General features: G+C 65.0%; 14 protein-coding genes and 1 tRNA gene. 13 read left to right on the plus strand and 2 right to left on the minus strand.

Annotation, left to right across the window (positions count from 1 at the left end):
* Positions 1–121 precede the first annotated feature (121 nt).
* The 9 genes from fmt (at position 122) to LDO29_RS12755 (ending at position 9,703) form a co-directional block, all read left to right on the plus strand.
* Positions 122–1,126, plus strand: a complete 1,005-nt coding sequence (fmt, locus tag LDO29_RS12715) for a methionyl-tRNA formyltransferase (RefSeq protein WP_224080144.1) — start codon at positions 122–124, stop codon at positions 1,124–1,126.
* Between the two features lie 195 nt (positions 1,127–1,321).
* Positions 1,322–2,182 (plus strand): zinc metalloprotease HtpX, encoded by an 861-nt coding sequence (htpX, locus tag LDO29_RS12720; RefSeq protein ID WP_041680095.1) that lies wholly within the window; start codon positions 1,322–1,324, stop codon positions 2,180–2,182.
* A gap of 183 nt (positions 2,183–2,365) precedes the next feature.
* Positions 2,366–3,739: a 16S rRNA (cytosine(967)-C(5))-methyltransferase RsmB gene (gene rsmB / locus LDO29_RS12725; RefSeq protein ID WP_224080145.1), complete on the plus strand. Its 1,374-nt coding sequence runs from the start codon at positions 2,366–2,368 to the stop codon at positions 3,737–3,739.
* Positions 3,740–3,748: 9 nt separating this feature from the next.
* Entirely contained in the window at positions 3,749–4,615 is an 867-nt protein-coding gene (locus tag LDO29_RS12730) for a DUF4390 domain-containing protein (protein WP_224080146.1), read from the plus strand.
* Positions 4,612–7,041, plus strand: a complete 2,430-nt coding sequence (locus LDO29_RS12735) for a sensor histidine kinase (protein WP_224080147.1) — start codon at positions 4,612–4,614, stop codon at positions 7,039–7,041. Before LDO29_RS12730 ends, LDO29_RS12735 begins: the two co-directional genes overlap by 4 nt.
* 51 nt (positions 7,042–7,092) lie before the next feature.
* A complete protein-coding gene (locus tag LDO29_RS12740; protein WP_224080148.1) occupies positions 7,093–7,803 on the plus strand; it encodes a response regulator in 711 nt (236 codons plus the stop codon).
* 52 nt (positions 7,804–7,855) lie between these two features.
* Positions 7,856–7,931: transfer RNA gene (locus LDO29_RS12745), tRNA-Phe, on the plus strand.
* Positions 7,932–8,146: 215 nt separating this feature from the next.
* Complete coding sequence (locus LDO29_RS12750; protein ID WP_224080149.1) at positions 8,147–8,638, plus strand: hypothetical protein; 492 nt, start codon at positions 8,147–8,149, stop codon at positions 8,636–8,638.
* Positions 8,639–8,974: 336 nt separating this feature from the next.
* Positions 8,975–9,703, plus strand: a complete 729-nt coding sequence (locus LDO29_RS12755) for an aquaporin (protein WP_224080150.1) — start codon at positions 8,975–8,977, stop codon at positions 9,701–9,703.
* Here the strand turns inward: LDO29_RS12755 and LDO29_RS12760 are convergent.
* Entirely contained in the window at positions 9,687–11,294 is a 1,608-nt protein-coding gene (locus LDO29_RS12760) for a carbohydrate porin (protein WP_224080151.1), read from the minus strand. The genes LDO29_RS12755 and LDO29_RS12760 overlap by 17 nt on opposite strands.
* 1,403 nt (positions 11,295–12,697) lie before the next feature.
* Between LDO29_RS12760 and ltrA the strand changes: the two genes are divergently transcribed.
* The 4 genes from ltrA (at position 12,698) to dinB (ending at position 18,162) form a co-directional block, all read left to right on the plus strand.
* Positions 12,698–14,410, plus strand: coding sequence for a group II intron reverse transcriptase/maturase (gene ltrA / locus LDO29_RS12765; protein ID WP_224080152.1), 1,713 nt, complete (start codon positions 12,698–12,700; stop codon positions 14,408–14,410).
* Between the two features lie 303 nt (positions 14,411–14,713).
* Positions 14,714–15,847: a TRAP transporter substrate-binding protein gene (locus tag LDO29_RS12770; protein ID WP_224080153.1), complete on the plus strand. Its 1,134-nt coding sequence runs from the start codon at positions 14,714–14,716 to the stop codon at positions 15,845–15,847.
* 166 nt (positions 15,848–16,013) lie between these two features.
* Positions 16,014–16,925 (plus strand): EamA family transporter RarD, encoded by a 912-nt coding sequence (gene rarD / locus LDO29_RS12775; RefSeq protein WP_224080154.1) that lies wholly within the window; start codon positions 16,014–16,016, stop codon positions 16,923–16,925.
* 151 nt (positions 16,926–17,076) lie between these two features.
* Positions 17,077–18,162: a DNA polymerase IV gene (gene dinB / locus LDO29_RS12780; RefSeq protein ID WP_224080155.1), complete on the plus strand. Its 1,086-nt coding sequence runs from the start codon at positions 17,077–17,079 to the stop codon at positions 18,160–18,162.
* A 75-nt stretch (positions 18,163–18,237) separates the two neighbouring features.
* Here the strand turns inward: dinB and LDO29_RS12785 are convergent, their stop codons facing one another.
* The gene (locus LDO29_RS12785; RefSeq protein WP_224080156.1) at positions 18,238–19,212 is read right to left on the minus strand and encodes a DUF2272 domain-containing protein; all 975 of its coding nucleotides are present in this window, start codon (positions 19,210–19,212) and stop codon (positions 18,238–18,240) included.
* Between the last annotated feature and the right edge of the window lie 245 nt (positions 19,213–19,457).

Genomic DNA, 19,457 nt, shown 5'->3' on the forward strand with positions numbered 1-19,457 from the left:
ACGCGGCGCCCAGGCTGGGACAGCCGCGCCGTGTCTGCTATCGTTATGGCTTCCAAAGTCAAAAACGTACCGGCCGCTATGCGGCCGGTTCTGCTTTCAGGTCCGCATCAGGGAGCCAGTCATGTCCGAAGCCAAGTCCCTGCGTGTCGCCTTTGCCGGCACGCCCGAGTTCGCGCGTGTCGCGCTTGAAGCCATCCATGCCGCCGGGTTCCCGGTAGTCGCCGTGCTCAGCCAGCCGGACCGCCCGGCCGGCCGCGGCATGCAGCTCCAGGCGAGCCCCGTCAAGCAGTACGCCGTTGCCAGCGGGTTCGAACCGGTGCTGCAGCCACGCTCGTTGCGCCGCACGGGAAAGTATCCCGAAGAGGCCGCAGAGGCCGTCGACACGCTGGCGAAGATCGCGCCTGACGTGATGGTGGTGGCCGCTTACGGCCTCATCCTGCCGGCCGAGGTGCTGACGCTGCCGCAGCTCGGCTGCCTGAACATCCACGCCTCGCTGCTACCGCGCTGGCGCGGCGCCGCGCCGATCCACCGTGCGATCGAGGCCGGCGACGCCGAGACCGGCATCACGCTGATGCAGATGGACGAAGGCCTCGACACCGGCGCGATGCTGTCGCGCGAGTCGGTGCCGATCGCGGCCGACGACAGCACAGGCACGCTGCACGACAAGCTCGCGGCACTGGGCGGCCGCATGATCGTCGACGCACTGCACAAGCTCGCCGCGGGCGAGACGCTGCCCGCCACGCCGCAGCCCGATGCCGGCGTCACCTACGCCGAGAAAATCGGCAAGGACGAGGCCCCGCTGGACCTGCGCCGCCCGGCGGCCGAGCTGGCCAGCCAGGTCCGTGCATTCAACCCGTTCCCCGGTGCCACGCTGCAGCTCGACAGTACCGTGATCAAGTGCTGGCAAGCGGTGCCGCTGTCCGCCGGCAGCAACCTGCCGCATCCGGCGGGCACGGTGCTGGCCTCGGATGCGAGCGGCGTGATCATCGCCTGCGGCAACGGCAGCGCGCTGCAGGTCACCGAGCTGCAGAAGCCCGGTGGCCGCCGCCAGCCCGCGCAGCAGTTCCTGCAGGGCACGCCGCTGCCGCCGGGAACCCGCTTCGCCGTGCCCGTGGAGGCACGCTGACCCACCTGGAGTGCTGCCCGGGCCGCCTGGCGGACATGGCCTTCACCGGATTGGGCGCGCGGCTGGCCTGTGCGCAGCGCCGAATCGCGCCGCCGACGCAAAGCCGTTGAATTTTCAGCGTTTCATCCCTATCTAATGGTCAGCGCGCCCGGCCGCATCCGCGGCGCGGGACACGACTACACGGAGATCACGTCAATGTTCAACTGGGTCAAGACCTTCATGCTGATGGCCGCCATCACGGCGCTGTTCATCGTCATCGGCGGCATGATCGGCGGACGCAACGGCATGATGTTCGCGCTGCTGATGGCGCTGGGCATGAACTTCTTCTCCTACTGGTTCTCGGACAAGATGGTCCTGCGCATGTACAACGCGCAGGAAGTCGATGCGGGCAGCGCGCCGCAGTTCTACGGCATGGTGCAGGAACTGGCGCAGCGTGCGGGCCTGCCGATGCCGCGCGTCTACCTGATCAACGAGGATGCGCCGAATGCGTTCGCGACCGGCCGCAATCCCGAACACGCCGCGGTGGCTGCTACCACCGGCATCCTGCGCGTGCTGTCCGAGCGCGAGCTGCGCGGCGTGATGGCGCACGAACTGGCGCACGTGCGCCACCGCGACATCCTGACCTCGACCATCGCCGCCACCATGGCCGGTGCCATCTCGGCGCTGGCGAACATGGCGATGTTCTTCGGCGGGCGCGACGAGAACGGCAACCGGACCAATCCGATCGCGAGCATTGCCGTGGCCATCCTCGCGCCGCTGGCGGCTTCGCTGATCCAGATGGCGATTTCCCGCGCGCGCGAATTCGAAGCCGACCGCGGCGGCGCGGAGATCAGCGGCGACCCGCAGGCGCTGGCCAGCGCGCTGGACAAGATCCACCGCTATGCGCAGGGCATCCCATTCCAGGCCGCGGAAGAGCATCCGGCCACGGCGCAGATGATGATCATGAACCCGCTGTCGGGCGGCGGCATCGCCAACCTGTTCTCGACCCATCCGGCAACCGAGGAACGCATCGCGCGGCTGATGCAGATGGCCCAGACCGGCACGTACCCGGCCTGAAGCCCCAAGGCCCCGGCGCACAAAACCGGGGCTCGCCCGCGCACAGGGTAAACTGCCCGCTGTCTTGCCCGTCGAGCCAGCGGGCTTTTTCTTGCCCGCGTGGCGCCGCGTGCGCCTGCATGGCCGGGCAGCCGTTGCCACGCCTGCCTTTGTTCCATTTTTACGTCTTACGCCTTACCCGATATGCGCCTGCCCCACGAATCGCTTGCCTTCCAGATGCTCGGTGCCGCCATGGCCGTGCGTGCCGTCAATGAAGGCACGGCCCTGCCGCAGGCCATTGAAGATACCGCCGCGCAGCTGCGCCTGGACCGCGTGCGCGATGCCGCCACGCGTGGCGCCCTGCAGGACCTGGCCTACCGCACCATGCGCCAGTTCGGCACCGCGCGCGCACTGGTGACGCAGCTGGTCACGCGCCCGCCCGGCGCGCAGGTCGATTCGCTGCTGGCCGTCGCGCTGTCGCTGCTGCTCGAAGGCGAGCAGGGCGACGCGGCCAAGGCCGGCCGCGGCGGCTACAGCGCGTTCACGGTGGTGGACCAGGCCGTCAGCGCCGCCGCCTCCGAACCCAAGACTGCGCATGCGCGCGGCCTGGTGAACGCGGTGCTGCGGCGTTTCCTGCGCGAACGCAAGGCCCTGATGGCGGAAGTCAACCGCGACGAGCAGGCACGCTGGAACCTGCCCGCATGGTGGCTGCGCATGCTGCGCGACGCCTACCCCGAACAGTGGACCGCGCTGGCAGAAAGCGCCAACGTCCGTCCGCCGATGACGTTGCGCGTCAACACGGCACGCATCCCGTTGCAGCAATACCTGACCGAGCTGGCCAATGCCGGCCTGGCCGGCCGCGCGGTCGGCGCGCAAGCCGTGCGGCTGGTGCGCGCCGTGCCGGTCGCGCAGATTCCGGGGTTTGCGCGCGGCGATGTCTCCGTGCAGGACGCCGGTGCGCAGCTCGCGGCGCCGCTGCTCGAGGTCGCCGACGGCATGCGCGTGCTCGATGCCTGCGCCGCGCCCGGCGGCAAGACCGGCCACCTGCTGGAACTGGCCGACATCGACGTGACCGCTGTGGAAAGCGACGCCCAGCGCGCCGCGCGCATCGACGAAAACCTGTCGCGCCTGGGCAAGCGCGCGAACATCGTGGTGGGCGATGCCAGCCGGCCCGGCGACTGGTGGGACGGACAACCGTTCGACCGCATCCTGGCCGACGTGCCTTGCTCCGCATCGGGCATCGTGCGCCGCCACCCCGATATCCGCTGGCTGCGCCGTGAAGCCGATATTGCCCGGCTTGTCAATGAACAGCGACGCATCGTTTCGCAACTCTGGCCACTGCTCAAGCCAGGCGGCATTCTTGTGTATGTCACCTGTTCTATTTTCCCAACGGAAGGGGAGGAGCAGGCGCGCTGGTTTGGTGCACAGTTGACAGATGCGATACGATTGCAGGCGCCGGGGCAGCTGCTGCCCGGTTCCCATGCAACACAGCCCGCCAGCGACGACGATGCTGGCCGGGACAGCCTGCCGTCTGATCATGATGGCTTCTTCTACGCCCGCTTCCAGAAACGCGCCTGATCTGATCCGATGGTGAGCACGCTGCGCTTGTCAGACTTCCACGTCCCTGGCGACCGAGCGCACACGGTTGCCGGGGCATGGTGCAGTGACACGGCCGGCTGGCTGCGGCGCGCATGCGCTGCCCTTGCATTGATGCTGGCCTGCCTGCTGTGGCCTGGCGCCGCCGCCGCGCAGGTCATCGAGGCCACCGAAGCGCGCATCGAATACCAGGACAACGGCTTCGAACTGACGGCGAGCTTCGACTTCGACCTCCCTCCGGCGCTCGAAGACGCGCTGAACAAGGGCATCTCGCTGTATTTCACGGTCGAGTTCCAGCTCACCCGCCCGCGCTGGTACTGGTTCGACGAAAAGCCCGTCAATACGAGCCGTACCATCCGCCTGTCATACCAGCCGCTCACGCGCCAGTACCGCGTTTCCACGGGCGGCCTGCAACTCCCGTTCGCGCGCCTGAAGAGCGCACTGCAGTTCATCCAGCGCGTGCATGGCTGGCGCGTGTTCGACCGCGGCGCGGTCAAGCCCGGCGAGTCCTACCATGCCGAAGTGCGCATGAAGCTGGACCTGTCGCAACTGCCCAAGCCCTTCCAGATCAATGCGGTCAATACACGCGAATGGAACCTGGCTTCGGACTGGCGCCGCTTCACCTATACGGTGCCCACCGACCTGAACGCGCCACCAGCACCGCCCACACCTGCACCTGCGCCACCCCCACCGCCAGCGCCCGCGCTACCGGCCTCGCCTGCCATGCCGGCGTCGCCTCCGGTACCCGCCTCCGCACCAGCCGCGTCCGCCGACACGCGCACCGGCCCCTTCGTTCAAGCCGTGTCGGCCGCGCTCTCGCCGTCTGCGCTGGTGCAGCCCGCTCCTGTCCAGCCATGAACAGCAGCAGTCTCTGGGACAGCCGGTTCCGCCGCGTGCTCTACCGGGTGGTAGCCGGGATCATTGTCTTCCTGGCCCTGGTGCTGGTAGGCCTGCTGGCCGGCGCTTCGGCCAACACGGAATTCTTCGACCGCTACTTCACGCTGCTGTTCAAGATCAACCTGGTGGTCGGCGCACTGCTGGTGATCATCATCGGGGCGCTGGCGGTGACACTGTGGCTGCGCTATCGCCGCGGCAAGTTCGGCACGCGCCTGATGACCAAGCTCGCCGTATTCTTCGGCGTGGTCGGCGTGCTGCCCGGTGTGCTGATCTACCTGGTGTCGCTGCAGTTCGTTTCGCGCAGCATCGAATCGTGGTTCGATGTGCGCGTGGAAACCGCGCTCGAAGCGGGCCTGAACCTGGGCCGGTCCACCATCGACAGCGCCCTGGCCGACCTGCAGGGCAAGGCGCGCCTGATGGCGGAACAGCTGAGCGGGCCGTCCGGCATGGCCACCTCGCTGCAGCTCAACCGCCTGCGCGAACAGTACGGCGTACAGGAAGCGGCGATCTTCACCGGCAGCGGCCGCGTGCTGGCGACAGCTTCCAGCAGCTATGCGACGCTGGTTCCCGACTTGCCTTCGGGCGTGCTGGCCGAGCAGGCTCGCCTGGCGGGCGGCTATGCCGCCGTGGAAGGCGGTCTGGACCCGTCCGCGGACGGCAACCGCCGGGAGCACATCGACAGCAGCCACCTGTACCGCCTGCGCGTGATCATTCCGCTTGGCGCTGCGCCTGCCGGCGACACTACGGCGGCGGCAAGCGTGCCACGCGCCGCCGCGCCGAAGACGCGCTGGGCCGGCTCCGGCCTGTCGGTGGAGCGCCGGCCCGAAGAGTCGCCGTCGAGCGGGTTCGGCCTGGTGGGCGACACCGTGCGCGAAGAGCGCTACCTGCAGGTCGTGCATCCCGTGCCGGCGGTACTCGCGCGCAACGCCGATGAAGTACAGCGTGCCTACCAGGAATACCAGGAGAAGGCGCTGGGCCGCACCGGCCTGCGCAAGATGTACATCGGCACGCTGACGCTCACGCTGTTCCTCGCGGTGTTCATCGCGGTAATGCTTGCGCTGCTGCTCGGTGGCCAGCTCGCCCGTCCGCTGCTGATGCTGCTGCAGGGAACCAAGGAGGTGGCCGAAGGCGACCTCTCGCCAAAGCGCGAACTGAAGAGCCGCGACGAACTCGGCATGCTCACGCAGCAGTTCAACCAGATGACCCGCCAGCTGGCCGAAGCGCGGCTGGCGGTGGAAGAAAACCGCTCGGCGCTGGAGCAGTCCAAGGCTTATCTCGAGAGCGTGCTGCAGAACCTCACTGCCGGCGTGCTGGTCTTCGACCGGCGCTTCGTGCTGATCACCGCCAACCCCGGCGCCGAACGCATCTTCCGCCAGCCGTTCGGCGCCGTGCTGGGGCTGCCGGTGGAGCAGATTCCGGGCATGGGCCCGTTCGGCGAGATCGTGCGCCAGGCCTTTTCCGATCAGAGCACCCGCGAAGTGCTGGGCGGCGCCGAGCACTGGCAGAAGCAGATCGAGCTGCCTCAGGGCCATGAAGAGCAGCCGCTGACGCTGCTCGTACGCGGTGCGCGCCTGCCCGGCGGCGAGCGCGACGAGCCCGGCTACGTGGTCGTGTTCGATGACATCTCGGACGTGATTTCGGCTCAACGGTCCGTGGCGTGGGGCGAGGTGGCACGGCGCCTCGCGCACGAGATCAAGAACCCGCTCACGCCGATCCAGCTTTCGGCCGAACGCCTGCAGATGAAGCTCTCGCCGAAGCTCGAAGATAAAGATGCCGAGGTACTAAAGCGCGGCGCGGCCACGATCGTCAACCAGGTGGCGGCGATGAAACGCATGGTCGACGATTTCCGTGACTATGCGCGCACGCCGCCCGCGGTGCTGCAGTCGCTGCAGATCAATGCGCTGGTGACCGAGGTGCTGCACCTGTATGGCATCGACGATCCGGCGGTACAGGAACATCCGGTGATCCATGCGACGCTGAACCCGGACCTTCCCGAGATCAAGGGAGACCCGACGCAGCTGCGCCAGGTGATCCACAACCTGTTGCAGAACTCGCAGGATGCCGCGGCCGAGAACGTCGCGGCCGGTAGGGCGGCGCCCCATATCGCTCTACACACCGAGACTGTAGAATATAAAGATTCTGCCGGCGAAAACCGTCAGGCAGTCAAGCTAACCATTGCGGACAATGGTCCGGGCTTCGCACCGCGCATCCTGAGCCGTGCGTTCGAGCCTTATGTGACCACCAAAGCCAAGGGTACGGGTCTCGGGCTGGCAATGGTAAAGAAGATCATTGACGAACACGGCGCGCGCATAGAACTGCGCAATCGAATGGAAGGTGCCGAGATCGTCGGTGCACAGATCTCGATCCTGTTCGTTAAACTGGCATAGTCAACTTGGCGGTCCGTCACGGAACGCTTTGGTGGGGTTAAGAGGGGAAGTATGGCAACCATCCTCGTAGTCGATGACGAAATGGGAATCCGGGAACTGCTCTCGGAAATCCTGAGCGACGAAGGCCATGTGGTCGAGGTCGCCGAGAATGCGCAGCAGGCGCGCGAATACCGGGCGGGCACCACCCCTGATCTCGTGCTGCTCGATATCTGGATGCCCGATACCGACGGCGTGACGCTGCTCAAGGAGTGGTCCGCGCAAGGCCAGCTGACAATGCCCGTGATCATGATGTCGGGCCATGCCACCATCGACACCGCGGTCGAGGCCACCAAGATCGGCGCACTGAATTTCCTGGAAAAGCCGATCGCGCTGCAGAAGCTGCTGTCGGCGGTGGAGCAGGGCCTCGCCCGAGGCATCGAACGCCCGCGCGCGGCTCCTGCAGTGGCGCCCGCGCCTGCGGCGCCTGCTGTCGATGCTGCGCTGGTGCCGGCGGCCACCGAGGCCGGCGGCGAAGCTGCCCCCAATGGCAGCAATGTGGCCCGTCCGCCCGAAGCGGAAATGCATTTCTCGTTCGACATGCCGCTGCGCGAAGCACGCGACCTGTTCGAGCGCGCCTACTTCGAGTACCACCTGGTGCGCGAACACGGCAGCATGACCCGTGTGGCCGAGAAGACTGGCCTGGAGCGCACGCACCTGTACCGCAAGCTCAAGCAGCTCGGCGTCGAACTGAGCCGCAACAAGCAGGAACCGGCTGAACAGTGATGCAATGAACGCTTGACGGGCGCAGGATCCATTGTTATAGTTTCGCTTCTTTGGCCCGGTAGCTCAGTCGGTAGAGCAGAGGATTGAAAATCCTTGTGTCGGCGGTTCGATTCCGTCCCAGGCCACCAGAACAGTAAAAGCCCGACTCTTCCGAGTCGGGTTTTTTGTTTCTGCGCGCGCTGCCCTGCCTCTCCCCATCGGTTCCCCCACTCAATCCAGATCTAAAAACTTTTGACTTGGCTGCCGATAGACATATCTCTACGATGGCCTGACGCAGGACGGATATCGGCATCGCGCACAAAGAATGCGCGGCCGGGTCAGGCAGTTTCTACCGGGGGTCAATATGGATACGCTGTCCGAAACAGGACTCGGCTGGCCGCAGGAATCCGACGGTGCCGAGCGCGGCATCTGGAAGAGCACCATGGCCGCTGCCAGCCAGGCGCTGGGTGCGGCGAGGAATGTGCAGCAGGCCATGGCGCAGACCTTGAAGCTGCAGCAGAAGATCCGCGCGTTGCGCGATGAACTGCACCAGGCCGAGGCCGAGCGCGATGTCTACCGCGAACTGCACGCCCGCACCGTGGACGAACTCCACCAGGCCGTGGACCGCAGCCCGGCCGAGATGAAGCGGCTGCGCGCCGAAACCGAAACCCTGCAGATACGCCATCGCGCCTACAAGCTGCTCGTGCAGCATTACATGCGCATCGGCACGCCTATCAATCCCGATGTGTTTGCCGAGCAGCGCAGCCGCGTGCAGCAGCACATCCTGTTCCAGCGCCGCCGCGGCATTCCTGTCGCAAAGATCGGCGTGGAGGATATCGCCTTCCTGTTGCGCTGAGCGCGGCCGGGCACACCTTGCGCGCGCCCTGATTCGATACCCGCCGTCTGTTCACAACATCGTGCGGGCGCATTGACGCGCTTTGGCGCCAGCGGAACACTTCGCGTTCCGGCGCACCATGCCTGGGCGCCGGTTTGCCCCCCGATCGAGGCGTCGTCTCAGGCGACGTTGCGCATCCCGCCGCCACGCCGCTGTCGTCCTCTCTTTCGGCCTGATGTCCTGTTTGCAGGACATGCCCGCACCCTGGCCAGACATGCCTCCGATGACCACGTACCGCGCGACGCGGCCGCTTCCCATGACCAAACCGTTGATGATCGGCACGCCGGGAGCGCAGCAGTGAGTACGCTTTCGCGCCGGCTGGTGGCCGAGGGACTGGGCACGGCATTGCTGGTGGCCGTAGTGGTGGGGTCGGGCATCCGCGCCGAGCGGCTCGCCGGCGGAGATATCGGGCTGGCGCTGCTGTGCAATGCGCTGGCTACCGGTGCCGGGCTTGTGGCGCTGCTGGTTGCGCTGGGGCCCGTGTCGGGCGGGCATTTCAACCCGGTGGTGAGCCTGTCGGCGCTGGTGCAAGGCGCGCTCTCGCCGCGGGCCGCGCTGGGCTACGCGGCGGTGCAGATCGGCGGCGGCATTGCCGGCGTGATGGCCGCGCATGCCATGTTCGGCGAGCCGGCCCTGGCGTGGTCGGCCCAGAGCCGCACGGGCCTGCCGATGTGGTGGAGCGAGTTCGTGGCAACGTTCGGGCTGGTCGGGGTCGGCATCGGCACGCTGCGCAGCCGGCCAGGCCTGGTGCCCTTTGTCGTGGCAGGCTACATCACCGCCGGCTACTGGTTCACGTCATCGACATCGTTCGCCAACCCGGCGCTGACCATTGCATGCGCGATGACCAACACCTTCACCGGCATCCGGCCCGTCGACGTGCCGGGCTTCGTGCTCGCGCAGATTGCGGGCGGACTGTGCGCCACCCTGCTGTTCCACTGGCTGTGCCGCAGGCCGGCAACGCCGGCAGAGGCCGCGCGCGCGACGCGCTGGCACCCGGGCAAGCCGGCCGCTACCAGCGCCGATTGAGCTGTACGCCGAAGATCGAGCCGCTGTTCTGCGTGGCCCAGGCCTCGGCCGGTGCCGTGAACGCGATCCCGTCCACATCGTTGGCGCGGCTGTAGGTATAGAACGCGCGCAAGTTTGCATTGCCTGCAGACTTGCCCAGCGTCAGCGTCGGCGCAATGGTCAGCGCGGTGCGCTGGCCGCTGGCGCCGAAACCGGACGAGATCTGGTCGCGCGCGACCTCGAAAACAAGCTTGAACTGGTCGCTGGCAACATACGCCGGGCGGACCCGCGTGGCCGACCATTGCAGCGTTCCGATCGGTGAACGGTCGAACTGCATGCTCGATTCGACCGAGCCGCCAAGCCCGGATTGCCCCTTCCACTCGAGCGACTCCGCGACGCGCACGCGCGACAGCGACGGACCCATTCCCGTGTAGCCCGCCATGGCGCTGCGCGCGCCGGAGCCGAACTGCAGCCCGACGCGGTTGGTACCCGCCAGCACGCCTTTCTGCTCGTGCAGGGCCGATGCCCACCACGCGCTGCCCGCATCGGCGACCACCGACTGGGCCTCGACCCGCGTGAAGCCAAGCTGCACCGACCCTTGCGGATTGGTGGAAATCGGTGCCGTGCGCAGCGAATGGTAGCTGGGCAGGTTCTGCCCATTCTGGTCATTGCGGGCCGTGTACTGGTAGTTCAGGCCGATATCGCCAAGTACGCGGGCATTGTCCACGCCGAAACGCATGGCTGCCGAATTGGGCGGCAGCAGGCCCGATGACATCAGGAACGGGTTGCTGTCGCGGCGGCCGGCCCACATGGTGGCACCGTCCAGCACCGACAGGCCGCTGACGGCGGTGTAGAACTGCGGCACCAGCGCGTAAGGATCGACCGCGGCAGGCCTGCCGTTGACGGACGTGGCATCGGTGCCGCGGGCCTGGGCAATCAGCATGACCTGGGCGCCGCCGTCGAGGTCGAGCACCGACTCGCGGATCTTGACCTCGCCAGAACTGCGGCAGGCCACACCGTGGCCGATGCCCGTGGACAGCGCGCCGCCGGCGCAGGCGCGCATGCTGGCATCACGCTCTTCCACGGCGGCCCGGCCGCTATAGCTGAGGCGCCAGACCGAGTCGACCGCGGCATCGTCGGCCGGAAGCTGCGAGCGCAGCACCGGCGGCGCGTCGGACGGCGTTGCGTCCGCGCCGGCAGCCTCGTCGGCACGCGGTTCGGCCACGAAGTGCCCGAGCCTCGAGGGAAACAGCACCACTGGCGGAGGCGCCGGGGCGGCGGAATCAGGCGGGCCGACAAAGGTGTCGTCGGACTGCGCGGCGGCTTCCGCCACCTTTGCCTCGCCTTCTGCAGGTGCCGGAGCGGCGGGCTGCTGCGCAGTCCCGGACGGCTGTTCGCCAGCGATCAATGCGCCGAGCGGATCATCGGCCGGCGTCGCCATGGCGAGCACGCGCGGAGCCGGCCGCGCTTCCTGGATGCGCGGCGGCGCCAGTGACTGGAGGCTCTGCTGCGTCTGCGCGCACGCCGCCATCCCCCAGGCAGCCAGGACGGCTACGCTCAGGCGGCGGCGGGGAAAGCGACGGCAGGAAGCAACAAGGAATTCGGACAGCATGCAACGAACGGGCCGAACGGCCAGACCGCCGATACGGGGGTCTTTTTTTAACAGCCGCACGGTTTGACCGCAAGCCGGGTTACAAAATCCATCACAACGTTCGCCTTCTCACAATACGAAAACCTATGGCTGCGGCTCGGTTCAAACATGGTTTTCCCACTGTGAAACAGCCGGACAGAACTAGCGAAAACCCGGACTTCCGCAGGGCTCCGTGCAGAAAAAGGCACCGCTATAATCGGTGGGCTTGGTGCGACACGCATTCTCGTGTCCGGGTAGCTCCAACGTAAGGAGCATCGACCTTTGTCGAGACAAGGGGAGGGCCTCGGCCTGAACCGTCCAATCTCGACCATTACTTGCTTAGACGAACCCGGCCGAACAGCCAGAGGGGAGTCCGATGTGTTGTGAGGAAGCCGGAACGCTGGCCGACTTGCAGCTTGCTTTTTGCTGGATGGATTTCCAGCCATTGCCCAAGGGCGGGGACGCTCGCCTTTGGGCGAGTTCTCTGTAGACATCCCCCTAACGGAGGGTGTATGCGGCCAAACAGCGGAGATTCCGTTGTATCGCCGCAACATAGCATTCAAACCGTTCTGGATGGAACGGCGCTACGTTCTTTGGGACGGCAGCCAGCGCTCGCAAGAGCGACCGATGCCGTCAAGCGCTCGCTTGCATAGGAGCACAGTGGTAGGTAAGTGAGGTCCCGGAGCGGTAGCTCTGTGCATTATGGTTCGGTCGGATATGCCCGAAAGGGTTACACGATAGAGAACCTGCTATGCGACTAGCAGTAGCCTAGGGAGACATGCGTCACTGGTAACGGTGGGGTGTGAAGCTCTCCTGACAATGTAGCCCCCGAAAGGGTGCCATCAGGTCGCGAGACAGGATGGTGGAGGCTCCGAGCAGCAACGGGGTTGAGGCGCTAGGCTGACTGGTATGGGTAACGTAAGTGAACTGCTGATAAACGTCGTAACGATTGAGATGCCAAAGCTGCTGCTAGGCATTAACCAAAAGGTGTGTGGTCGGTTGTCCTACTCAAGCCTTGGGACACGTCGCCACGATGACCACCGGCGGAAAGGCAGACCCTAACCCAGTCGTGTAATGCGCAGGGAACGTGGTAAGCCCGTATGGCTGCCGGAGCGCAGTTTGGCTCAGGCAGGCGAACCGCAAGGAACGCTGTTGGCTGTGCGGGTATGGGAGGTTGGAAAAAGCGAATGCCGGGCTGTAATCGTCCGGATAGGGGTTGAGACATCATCCCACGCGAAAGCGGGCAGACTTCCAACTGGTCAATCGTCGCAGGACGGCTGACTGATCTCGCTTGTTTAAATTTTCTTCCCTTGAGGGGCAACACGTCCCTCAAGGGGCGTGCTGTCTCTTGATGTTGGGGGAGATCCTCAAGATAGGAGAGCAGCATGGAAGCATTGATCCGCAAGGATGAATCTGCGCTCTCCGGCGTGCCGCAAACCTGGGGCGCCATTAATTGGCGCCGCGTGGAGCGGAACGTTCGAGAAATGCAGATTCGAATTGCGAAGGCGACACAGGAAGGGGACTGGCGTAGGGTGAAAGCCCTGCAACGGTCTCTGACCCGCTCGTTCTCCGCCAAAGCACTGGCGGTACGACGAGTGACGATGAACCAAGGTAAGCGAACGGCAGGCGTCGATCGCGAAAAGTGGACAACGCCTGAAGCCCGGTGGGAAGCCATTGGGAGGTTGAAGCGCCGGGGGTACAGACCTTTGCCATTACGGAGGGTTTTCATCCCCAAGGCCAATGGGAAGGAGCGCCCTCTGGGCATTCCAACCATGTTGGACCGAGCCATGCAAGCGCTGTATTTGCTGGCGCTGGAGCCGGTGTCCGAAGGAACGAGCGATCCGAACTCCTATGGGTTCAGGACCAACCGATCCACCGCGGATGCCATGTCCCAGCTGTTTGTTTCCCTATCTCAGAAGGCCTCGGCTCAATGGGTACTGGAAGCAGACATCAAAGGATGCTTTGACCATATCAGTCACGACTGGCTGGAGAGCAATGTCCCCATGGACAAAGCAATCCTGCGCAAATGGTTGAAAGCTGGCGTGGTATTTCAGGGCCAGTTTCAGGCGACCGAAGCCGGAACACCGCAGGGAGGCATCATTTCCCCGACTCTGGCAAATGTGGCGCTGAACGGCTTGGAAACGCAACTGATCGAGTTCCTCAGAACGAAGTTAGGAGCGACCAAGGCGAAAAGGCTCAAAGTGAACGTTGTGCGTTACGCGGACGACTTCGTCATCACCGGTGATACGCCGGAGGTCCTAGAGGACGAAGTGAAGCCGTGGGTAGAACAGTTCCTTGCAGTACGGGGGCTGTCGCTGTCTACGGAGAAAACGCGGATCGTCAGCATCACTGATGGCTTTGACTTCCTAGGGTGGAATTTCCGGAAGTACTCGGGAACCCTGCTCATAAAGCCGAGCAAGAAAAACGCGCAAGCGTTCTATCGCAAGGTAAAGGCGGTCATCAGCACCAACAAGACGGTGGAGCAGTCGGACTTAATTCGACTGTTAAACCCGATGCTACGGGGCTGGGCACAGTATCACAGTCCGGTGGTGGCGAAAGCGGTGTTCGCCCGCGTGGAGCATGAAATCTTTAATGCTCTGCGACGGTGGGCAAAGCGGCGACATCCACATAAGTCCGTCGAATGGGTGCGTAGGAAATACTTTGCGACCGTCGGCGAACGAAACTGGGTGTTTGGAACCAAGTTCGTGAGCGGCAACGGCAGTGTAGGTTGGACGGAGTTGTACTCGCTCGCGGGTACGCCTATCCGACGGCACAAGAAGATTCGGGGGGATTACAATCCCTTCGATCCAACGCAGGAACGGTACGGCGAGAAGCTGCGACAGGAGCGTATGTTGGAAAACATGGCGCACCGGAAGCAGTGGATCAAGTTGTATCTATCCCAGCAAGGCTTGTGCGCAGTGTGTCAGTGCAAGATAACCAAGGAAACAGGATGGGAAGATCATCACATCGAACCTCGCATACGCGGGGGCTCCGATGCGCTAGGGAATCGCGTGCTGCTGCATCCGAACTGTCACAAGCAAGTGCATCACCAAGGTAGAACTGTTGTGAAGCCGGTGTCCGAAGGGGCATTTAGTTGAGACTCGAGCCGTATGCGGGGAAACTCGCACGTACGGTTCCTAGGGGGGGACAGGTCAGTAATGACCTTCGTCCCTACCCTACTCTTTCGGGTAAGACAGCCGCGGCCTGTTACGAACGGGTGTCTCAATGGCGGTTGAACATCGTCCCGGCATCGACAGGGGTTCCCGTCCGTAACAGGCACAGCGTTGCGCTCGCGGCACCATCCCGGCCACGGGCGCGTCACGGTCCGGCGCAAGGCGCGATGACACGATCGGCGCCCCAGGCCCGCATCCGAACCAATATCTAAAAAAGAGGAGAAGTTAATGCAACGTCGTTCCTTCCTGTTGAAAGCGTCGGCCGTGGCCGCTACCGGGGCACTTGCCGCATGCGGCAAGGATGAAAAGGCCGCCGCGCCGGCCGCGAACGCCCCCGCCGCCCCAGCCGTCGTCGGCAGCAACCCTGCTGTGGAATGGCGCCTTGCATCGAGCTTCCCCAAGTCGCTGGACACCATCTACGGCGCCTCCGAACTGCTGGCGGCCCGGGTGAAGGAACTGACCGACGGCAAGTTCAACATCAAGGTCTTCGCCGCCGGTGAAATCGTGCCGGGCCTGCAGGTACTGGACTCGGTGCAGAACAATACCGTGCAGATCGGCCATACCGCCGGCTACTACTACTTCGGCAAGAACCCGACGCTGTGCTTTGACACCACTGTCCCGTTCGGCCTGACCGCGCGCCAGCAGAACGCCTGGATGCTGCAAGGCAACGGCATGAAGCTGATGCGCGAGTTCTTCAAGGAATACAACGTCATCAACTTCCTGGGCGGCAACACCAACGCGCAGATGGGCGGCTGGTTCCGCAAGGAAATCAGGACCGTGGCCGACCTGCAAGGCCTGAAGTACCGCATTGCCGGATTTGCCGGCGTGGTGCTGTCGCGCCTGGGCGTGGTGCCGCAGCAGATCGCCGGCGGCGACATCTACCCCGCGCTGGAAAAAGGCACCATTGACGCGGCCGAGTGGGTGGGCCCGTACGATGACGAGAAGCTCGGCTTCTACAAGGTGGCGCCGTACTACTACTACCCGGGCTGGTGGGAAGGCAGCGCGCAGCTGTCGTTCTACGCGTCGGCCAGCGAGTTCGAGAAGCTGCCGGCGCTGTACAAGCGCGCGCTGGAAACCGCCACCATCGAGGCTCACACCACGATGATGGCCAAGTACGACACGGTCAACCCGCAGGCGCTGGCCCGCCTGCTGGAAAACGGCGTGAAGCTGCGCCCGTTCTCCAAGGAAATCATGGAAGCCTGCTTCAAGGCCACCCAGGAAGCCTACGCCGACGAAGTCGCCAAGAACCCGTCGTTCAAGAAGATCTACGACGACTGGCGCGTGTTCCGCAACAACGAGGCCGCCTGGTTCAACGTGGCCGAGCAGGCGTTCGCGCAGTTCAGCTACTCGCACAAGCTGTAACGCCGACCCGCGGGGGCAGACTGGCCCCCGTCGGCACAAACCCCGTGTTCCCATAAGGGCACGGGGTTTTTGTTTTGCGTGAGTGCAATGCCGTAGCCTGCAGCCGGCTCCGGCAACAAAACACCCCCGCCGGTAGAATCGCGCGCAGCATCTATCGGAATTCCCTATGCAACTCGGCATCCTTTACGCACTCCTGGCCTACACCATCTGGGGGCTGCTCCCGCTCTACATCAAATCGCTGCCCGGCATTGCGCCGGCCGAGATCCTGCTGCACCGGATGGTGTGGTCGCTGGTGTTCCTGGCCGTCATCCTGGCCGCCCGGCGCCAGTGGGCCTGGCTTGGCAAGGTGGCCACGGACCGGCGCCTGATCCTGTCCTTTGCCGCGAGCGCCGCGCTGCTGTGCGGCAACTGGTTCCTCTACATCTGGGCCGTGTCCGCCAACCGCGTGATCGATGCCAGCCTGGGCTACTTCATCAACCCGCTGTTCAGCGTGCTGCTGGGCGTGGTGTTCCTGCACGAGCGGCTGCGGCCGGGACAGTGGCTGTCGATCGCCGTGGCGGCGGGCGGGGTGGCCTGGCTGACGGTGGCGGCGGGCCAGCTGCCATGGATTGCGCTGGCGCTGGCGGCCACCTTCGGCGGCTACGGGCTGCTGCGCAAGACGGGAGCCCTGGGCGCTCTGGAAGGGCTGTCGCTCGAGACATTGCTGCTGTTTCCGCTGGCCGGTGCGGCACTCGCCTACCTGTTCGCAACCGGCCAGGACAGCTTCCGGCACGCAGCACCAGGTACGCAGTTCCTGCTGCTGATGGCGGGGCCGATTACCGCCGTGCCCCTGCTGTTCTTTGCCGCCGGTGCCCGCCGTATCCCGCTGTCCCTGCTGGGCCTGCTCCAGTACACGGGCCCGACACTTCAGCTGCTGCTTGGCGTCTGGCTATGGCATGAGCCGTTTCCGCCGCAGAAGCAGCTTGGCTACGCGCTGATCTGGGTGTCCCTGGCCTTGTATGCGGCGGAAGGGCTGTGGGTCAGCACGCGACAGAAGCCCGAAACCATGAATGTTAAAGATGAAACTGCAAGCCAGTAATCAGAATTCATTCGTCACATGGATGAAATGGAATGAAGAATCGCGGAAGCACGACTCAATTTCATCGATGTGATTAATCATTAATTGACCAACGAAAGAGTCATCATAAATAGCACCGATGGATGGAGGGATCCTTCCCTCCCTGTACCGCATGCCCGCCACCCCGTCCCCGCCCAGCGAACCGGCCGTCCAGCGCAAGATCATCCATTGCGACTGCGACTGTTTCTACGCGTCGGTCGAGATGCGCGACGACCCGTCGCTGCGCGGCCGGCCCATGGCGGTAGGCGGCAGCCCTGACCGGCGCGGCGTGATCGCCACCTGCAACTACGAGGCGCGCGCGTTCGGCGTGCGCTCGGCCATGTCGTCGGCACAGGCGCTGCGGCGCTGTCCGGACCTGCTGATCCTGCGTCCGGCAATGGACAAGTACCGCGAGGTGTCGCGCCGGATCTTTGCAATCTACCGGGAGTACACGAGCCTGGTCGAACCGCTTTCGCTGGACGAGGCCTATCTCGATGTCAGCCAGTGCCCGCACCATGGCGGCAGCGCCACGCTCATTGCCGAGGAGATCCGCCAACGCGTGCGGGAAGAAGTCGGTGTCACGGTGTCGGCCGGTGTCGGCCCGAACAAGTTCGTCGCCAAAATCGCGAGCGACTGGAACAAGCCCGACGGGCTCTTCGTGGTACGGCCGGCGGCGGTGGACGCCTTTGTCGCCGAGCTGCCCGTTGGACGCATCCACGGCGTGGGCGCGGTCACCGCGGCCAAGCTCAAGCGCCTGGGCGCCAGCACCTGCGGCGACCTGCGGGAATGGCCGGCCGACCGGCTGCATCGCGAATTCGGCACCTTTGGCGCACGGCTCTACAACCTGTGCCGCGGCCTCGACCATCGCACGGTATCGCCCGAGCGCGAACGCAAGTCGATCAGCGTCGAGGAAACGTACGCCGACGACCTGCCGGACCTGCAGGCCTGCCTGGCTGAGCTGGAACCGCTGATCGCAATGCTCGAGGCCCGCATTGCACGGGCGCAGGCGCACGGCACCATCGACAAGCTCACAGTGAAGCTGCGCTTCTCGGACTTCCGCCAGACCACCGTAGAATGCCGCGGCCATGCGCCGGACCGCGATACCTACGCCCGCCTGCTGGCCGAAGGCCATGCGCGGCGTGGCCTGCCGGTGCGGTTGCTTGGGGTCGGCGTGGGCACCAGCGACCGCGATACGGCGCAGCTCGAGTTGTTTCGCTGATATTCATTTGCACGACAAATCACGCAACCAAAAAAGATAGATGGTTGATTTGTCGCGCTAATACCCTATTGGACCCTATTGCAGATCGTTGCGCATGATCAGCAGCCAGGGCATGTGCGAGTTGGTCACGCCATCGAGCCTGCCCGAGTCGCCCAGCTCGATTTCCTCCATCGACACCGACTGCTGGACGTTGCCGCCGATGGCCTTCACCAGCCGTGCGGCGGGATCCACCGAGACCACAATATCGCAATGCATGGGCGTCGTGCCAAAGCCGATCTCGGCGATGTCCTCGATGTATTTGTCGCGGCCGCGCGGCGCGCAGATGATGTCGCCGGCTCGTGGCAGCGCAGGAACGGGTTCGAGATGAAAGGCAGGGCGGGGCAGGATCCCGTCGCGCGCGTCCACGACATACATGGAATGTGACTGGCCGGTCAGGAACTGGCGCTCGTCGAGTCCCGCCTTGCGCAGGACCCAGGAAATGAACACCGCCGACCACGCCCAGGACGACTGCGTGACCTGCGTGCAATCGGGCGCTTCGCCAACGATGCCCCAGTAGCGCCGTGCCATCCGGCAGCCGGGCAGCGTGGCTTCCATGCCGGTACCGTCAGGGAACGACACGCAGCCAGCCTCGACACCGTCGGGATCCGCTTCCCGGTCGGCGGTGCCTTGGGCAGGCGAGCTGGCATCCGCGGCGGGGGGCACGGCCATCGGCTGCGGCGCAGGCAGCGGGCTGAACGTCACGCAGGCCGTATCGTCGCGGCCCAGGCGCACGGTCTGCGAGCCCCAGCGCCACCACTCCTGCATGGCGATTTCCACGATGCGTTCGCGCGTGGTCGCTCCCGGTGTGGTCACTGGCCGCTCCAGGTCGGGCAAGGGAGTCGTCTGCGGGCGCGCAGGTTCGCTCACGGTGCTGCAGCCCGCGAGCCATGCCAGGGCCAGTGCGGCACATAAGGCTGAACGCAGGGCCTGTGGAGAAGCCTGTGGAATCCGCTGTGGAAAGCGCTGTGAATAACGCTGTGGAAATGTGCCCTGGAGCGATCGGGGAAGCATATGGCCCCCATGATGCGCCGCATTCGCTACGGCCTTGATCAATCGTGGCTGAACGGCTGTTTGCGGGTCTGGCCGGCCAGCCGTAAGACGGGCCGGTCCGGGGTGCAGAGGACTCTGCAGAAGTATCTTGCAAGTACTGTGGATAACGTTCCCCGCCTGGCGCGCACCTGCGCCCTTGGGCGACACGGTGGCGGCATGGCGGGGTCAAGCAAAGCCGGGGCGCCGCAGTGGCCCGCCAGGCTTTC

The organism is Cupriavidus laharis, assembly GCF_914271435.1.
Classification (GTDB): domain Bacteria; phylum Pseudomonadota; class Gammaproteobacteria; order Burkholderiales; family Burkholderiaceae; genus Cupriavidus; species Cupriavidus laharis.

Coding starts and splice junctions, on each gene's coding strand:
- rsmB (WP_224080145.1), top strand. CDS start 2,366: ATGCGCCTGCCCCACGAATCGCTTGCCTTCCAGATGCTCGGTGCCGCC.
- htpX (WP_041680095.1), top strand. CDS start 1,322: ATGTTCAACTGGGTCAAGACCTTCATGCTGATGGCCGCCATCACGGCG.
- dinB (WP_224080155.1), top strand. CDS start 17,077: ATGCCCGCCACCCCGTCCCCGCCCAGCGAACCGGCCGTCCAGCGCAAG.
- LDO29_RS12730 (WP_224080146.1), top strand. CDS start 3,749: ATGGTGAGCACGCTGCGCTTGTCAGACTTCCACGTCCCTGGCGACCGA.
- LDO29_RS12735 (WP_224080147.1), top strand. CDS start 4,612: ATGAACAGCAGCAGTCTCTGGGACAGCCGGTTCCGCCGCGTGCTCTAC.
- fmt (WP_224080144.1), top strand. CDS start 122: ATGTCCGAAGCCAAGTCCCTGCGTGTCGCCTTTGCCGGCACGCCCGAG.
- LDO29_RS12770 (WP_224080153.1), top strand. CDS start 14,714: ATGCAACGTCGTTCCTTCCTGTTGAAAGCGTCGGCCGTGGCCGCTACC.
- LDO29_RS12740 (WP_224080148.1), top strand. CDS start 7,093: ATGGCAACCATCCTCGTAGTCGATGACGAAATGGGAATCCGGGAACTG.
- LDO29_RS12785 (WP_224080156.1), bottom strand. CDS start 19,212: ATGCTTCCCCGATCGCTCCAGGGCACATTTCCACAGCGTTATTCACAG.
- rarD (WP_224080154.1), top strand. CDS start 16,014: ATGCAACTCGGCATCCTTTACGCACTCCTGGCCTACACCATCTGGGGG.
- LDO29_RS12760 (WP_224080151.1), bottom strand. CDS start 11,294: ATGCTGTCCGAATTCCTTGTTGCTTCCTGCCGTCGCTTTCCCCGCCGC.
- LDO29_RS12750 (WP_224080149.1), top strand. CDS start 8,147: ATGGATACGCTGTCCGAAACAGGACTCGGCTGGCCGCAGGAATCCGAC.
- ltrA (WP_224080152.1), top strand. CDS start 12,698: ATGGAAGCATTGATCCGCAAGGATGAATCTGCGCTCTCCGGCGTGCCG.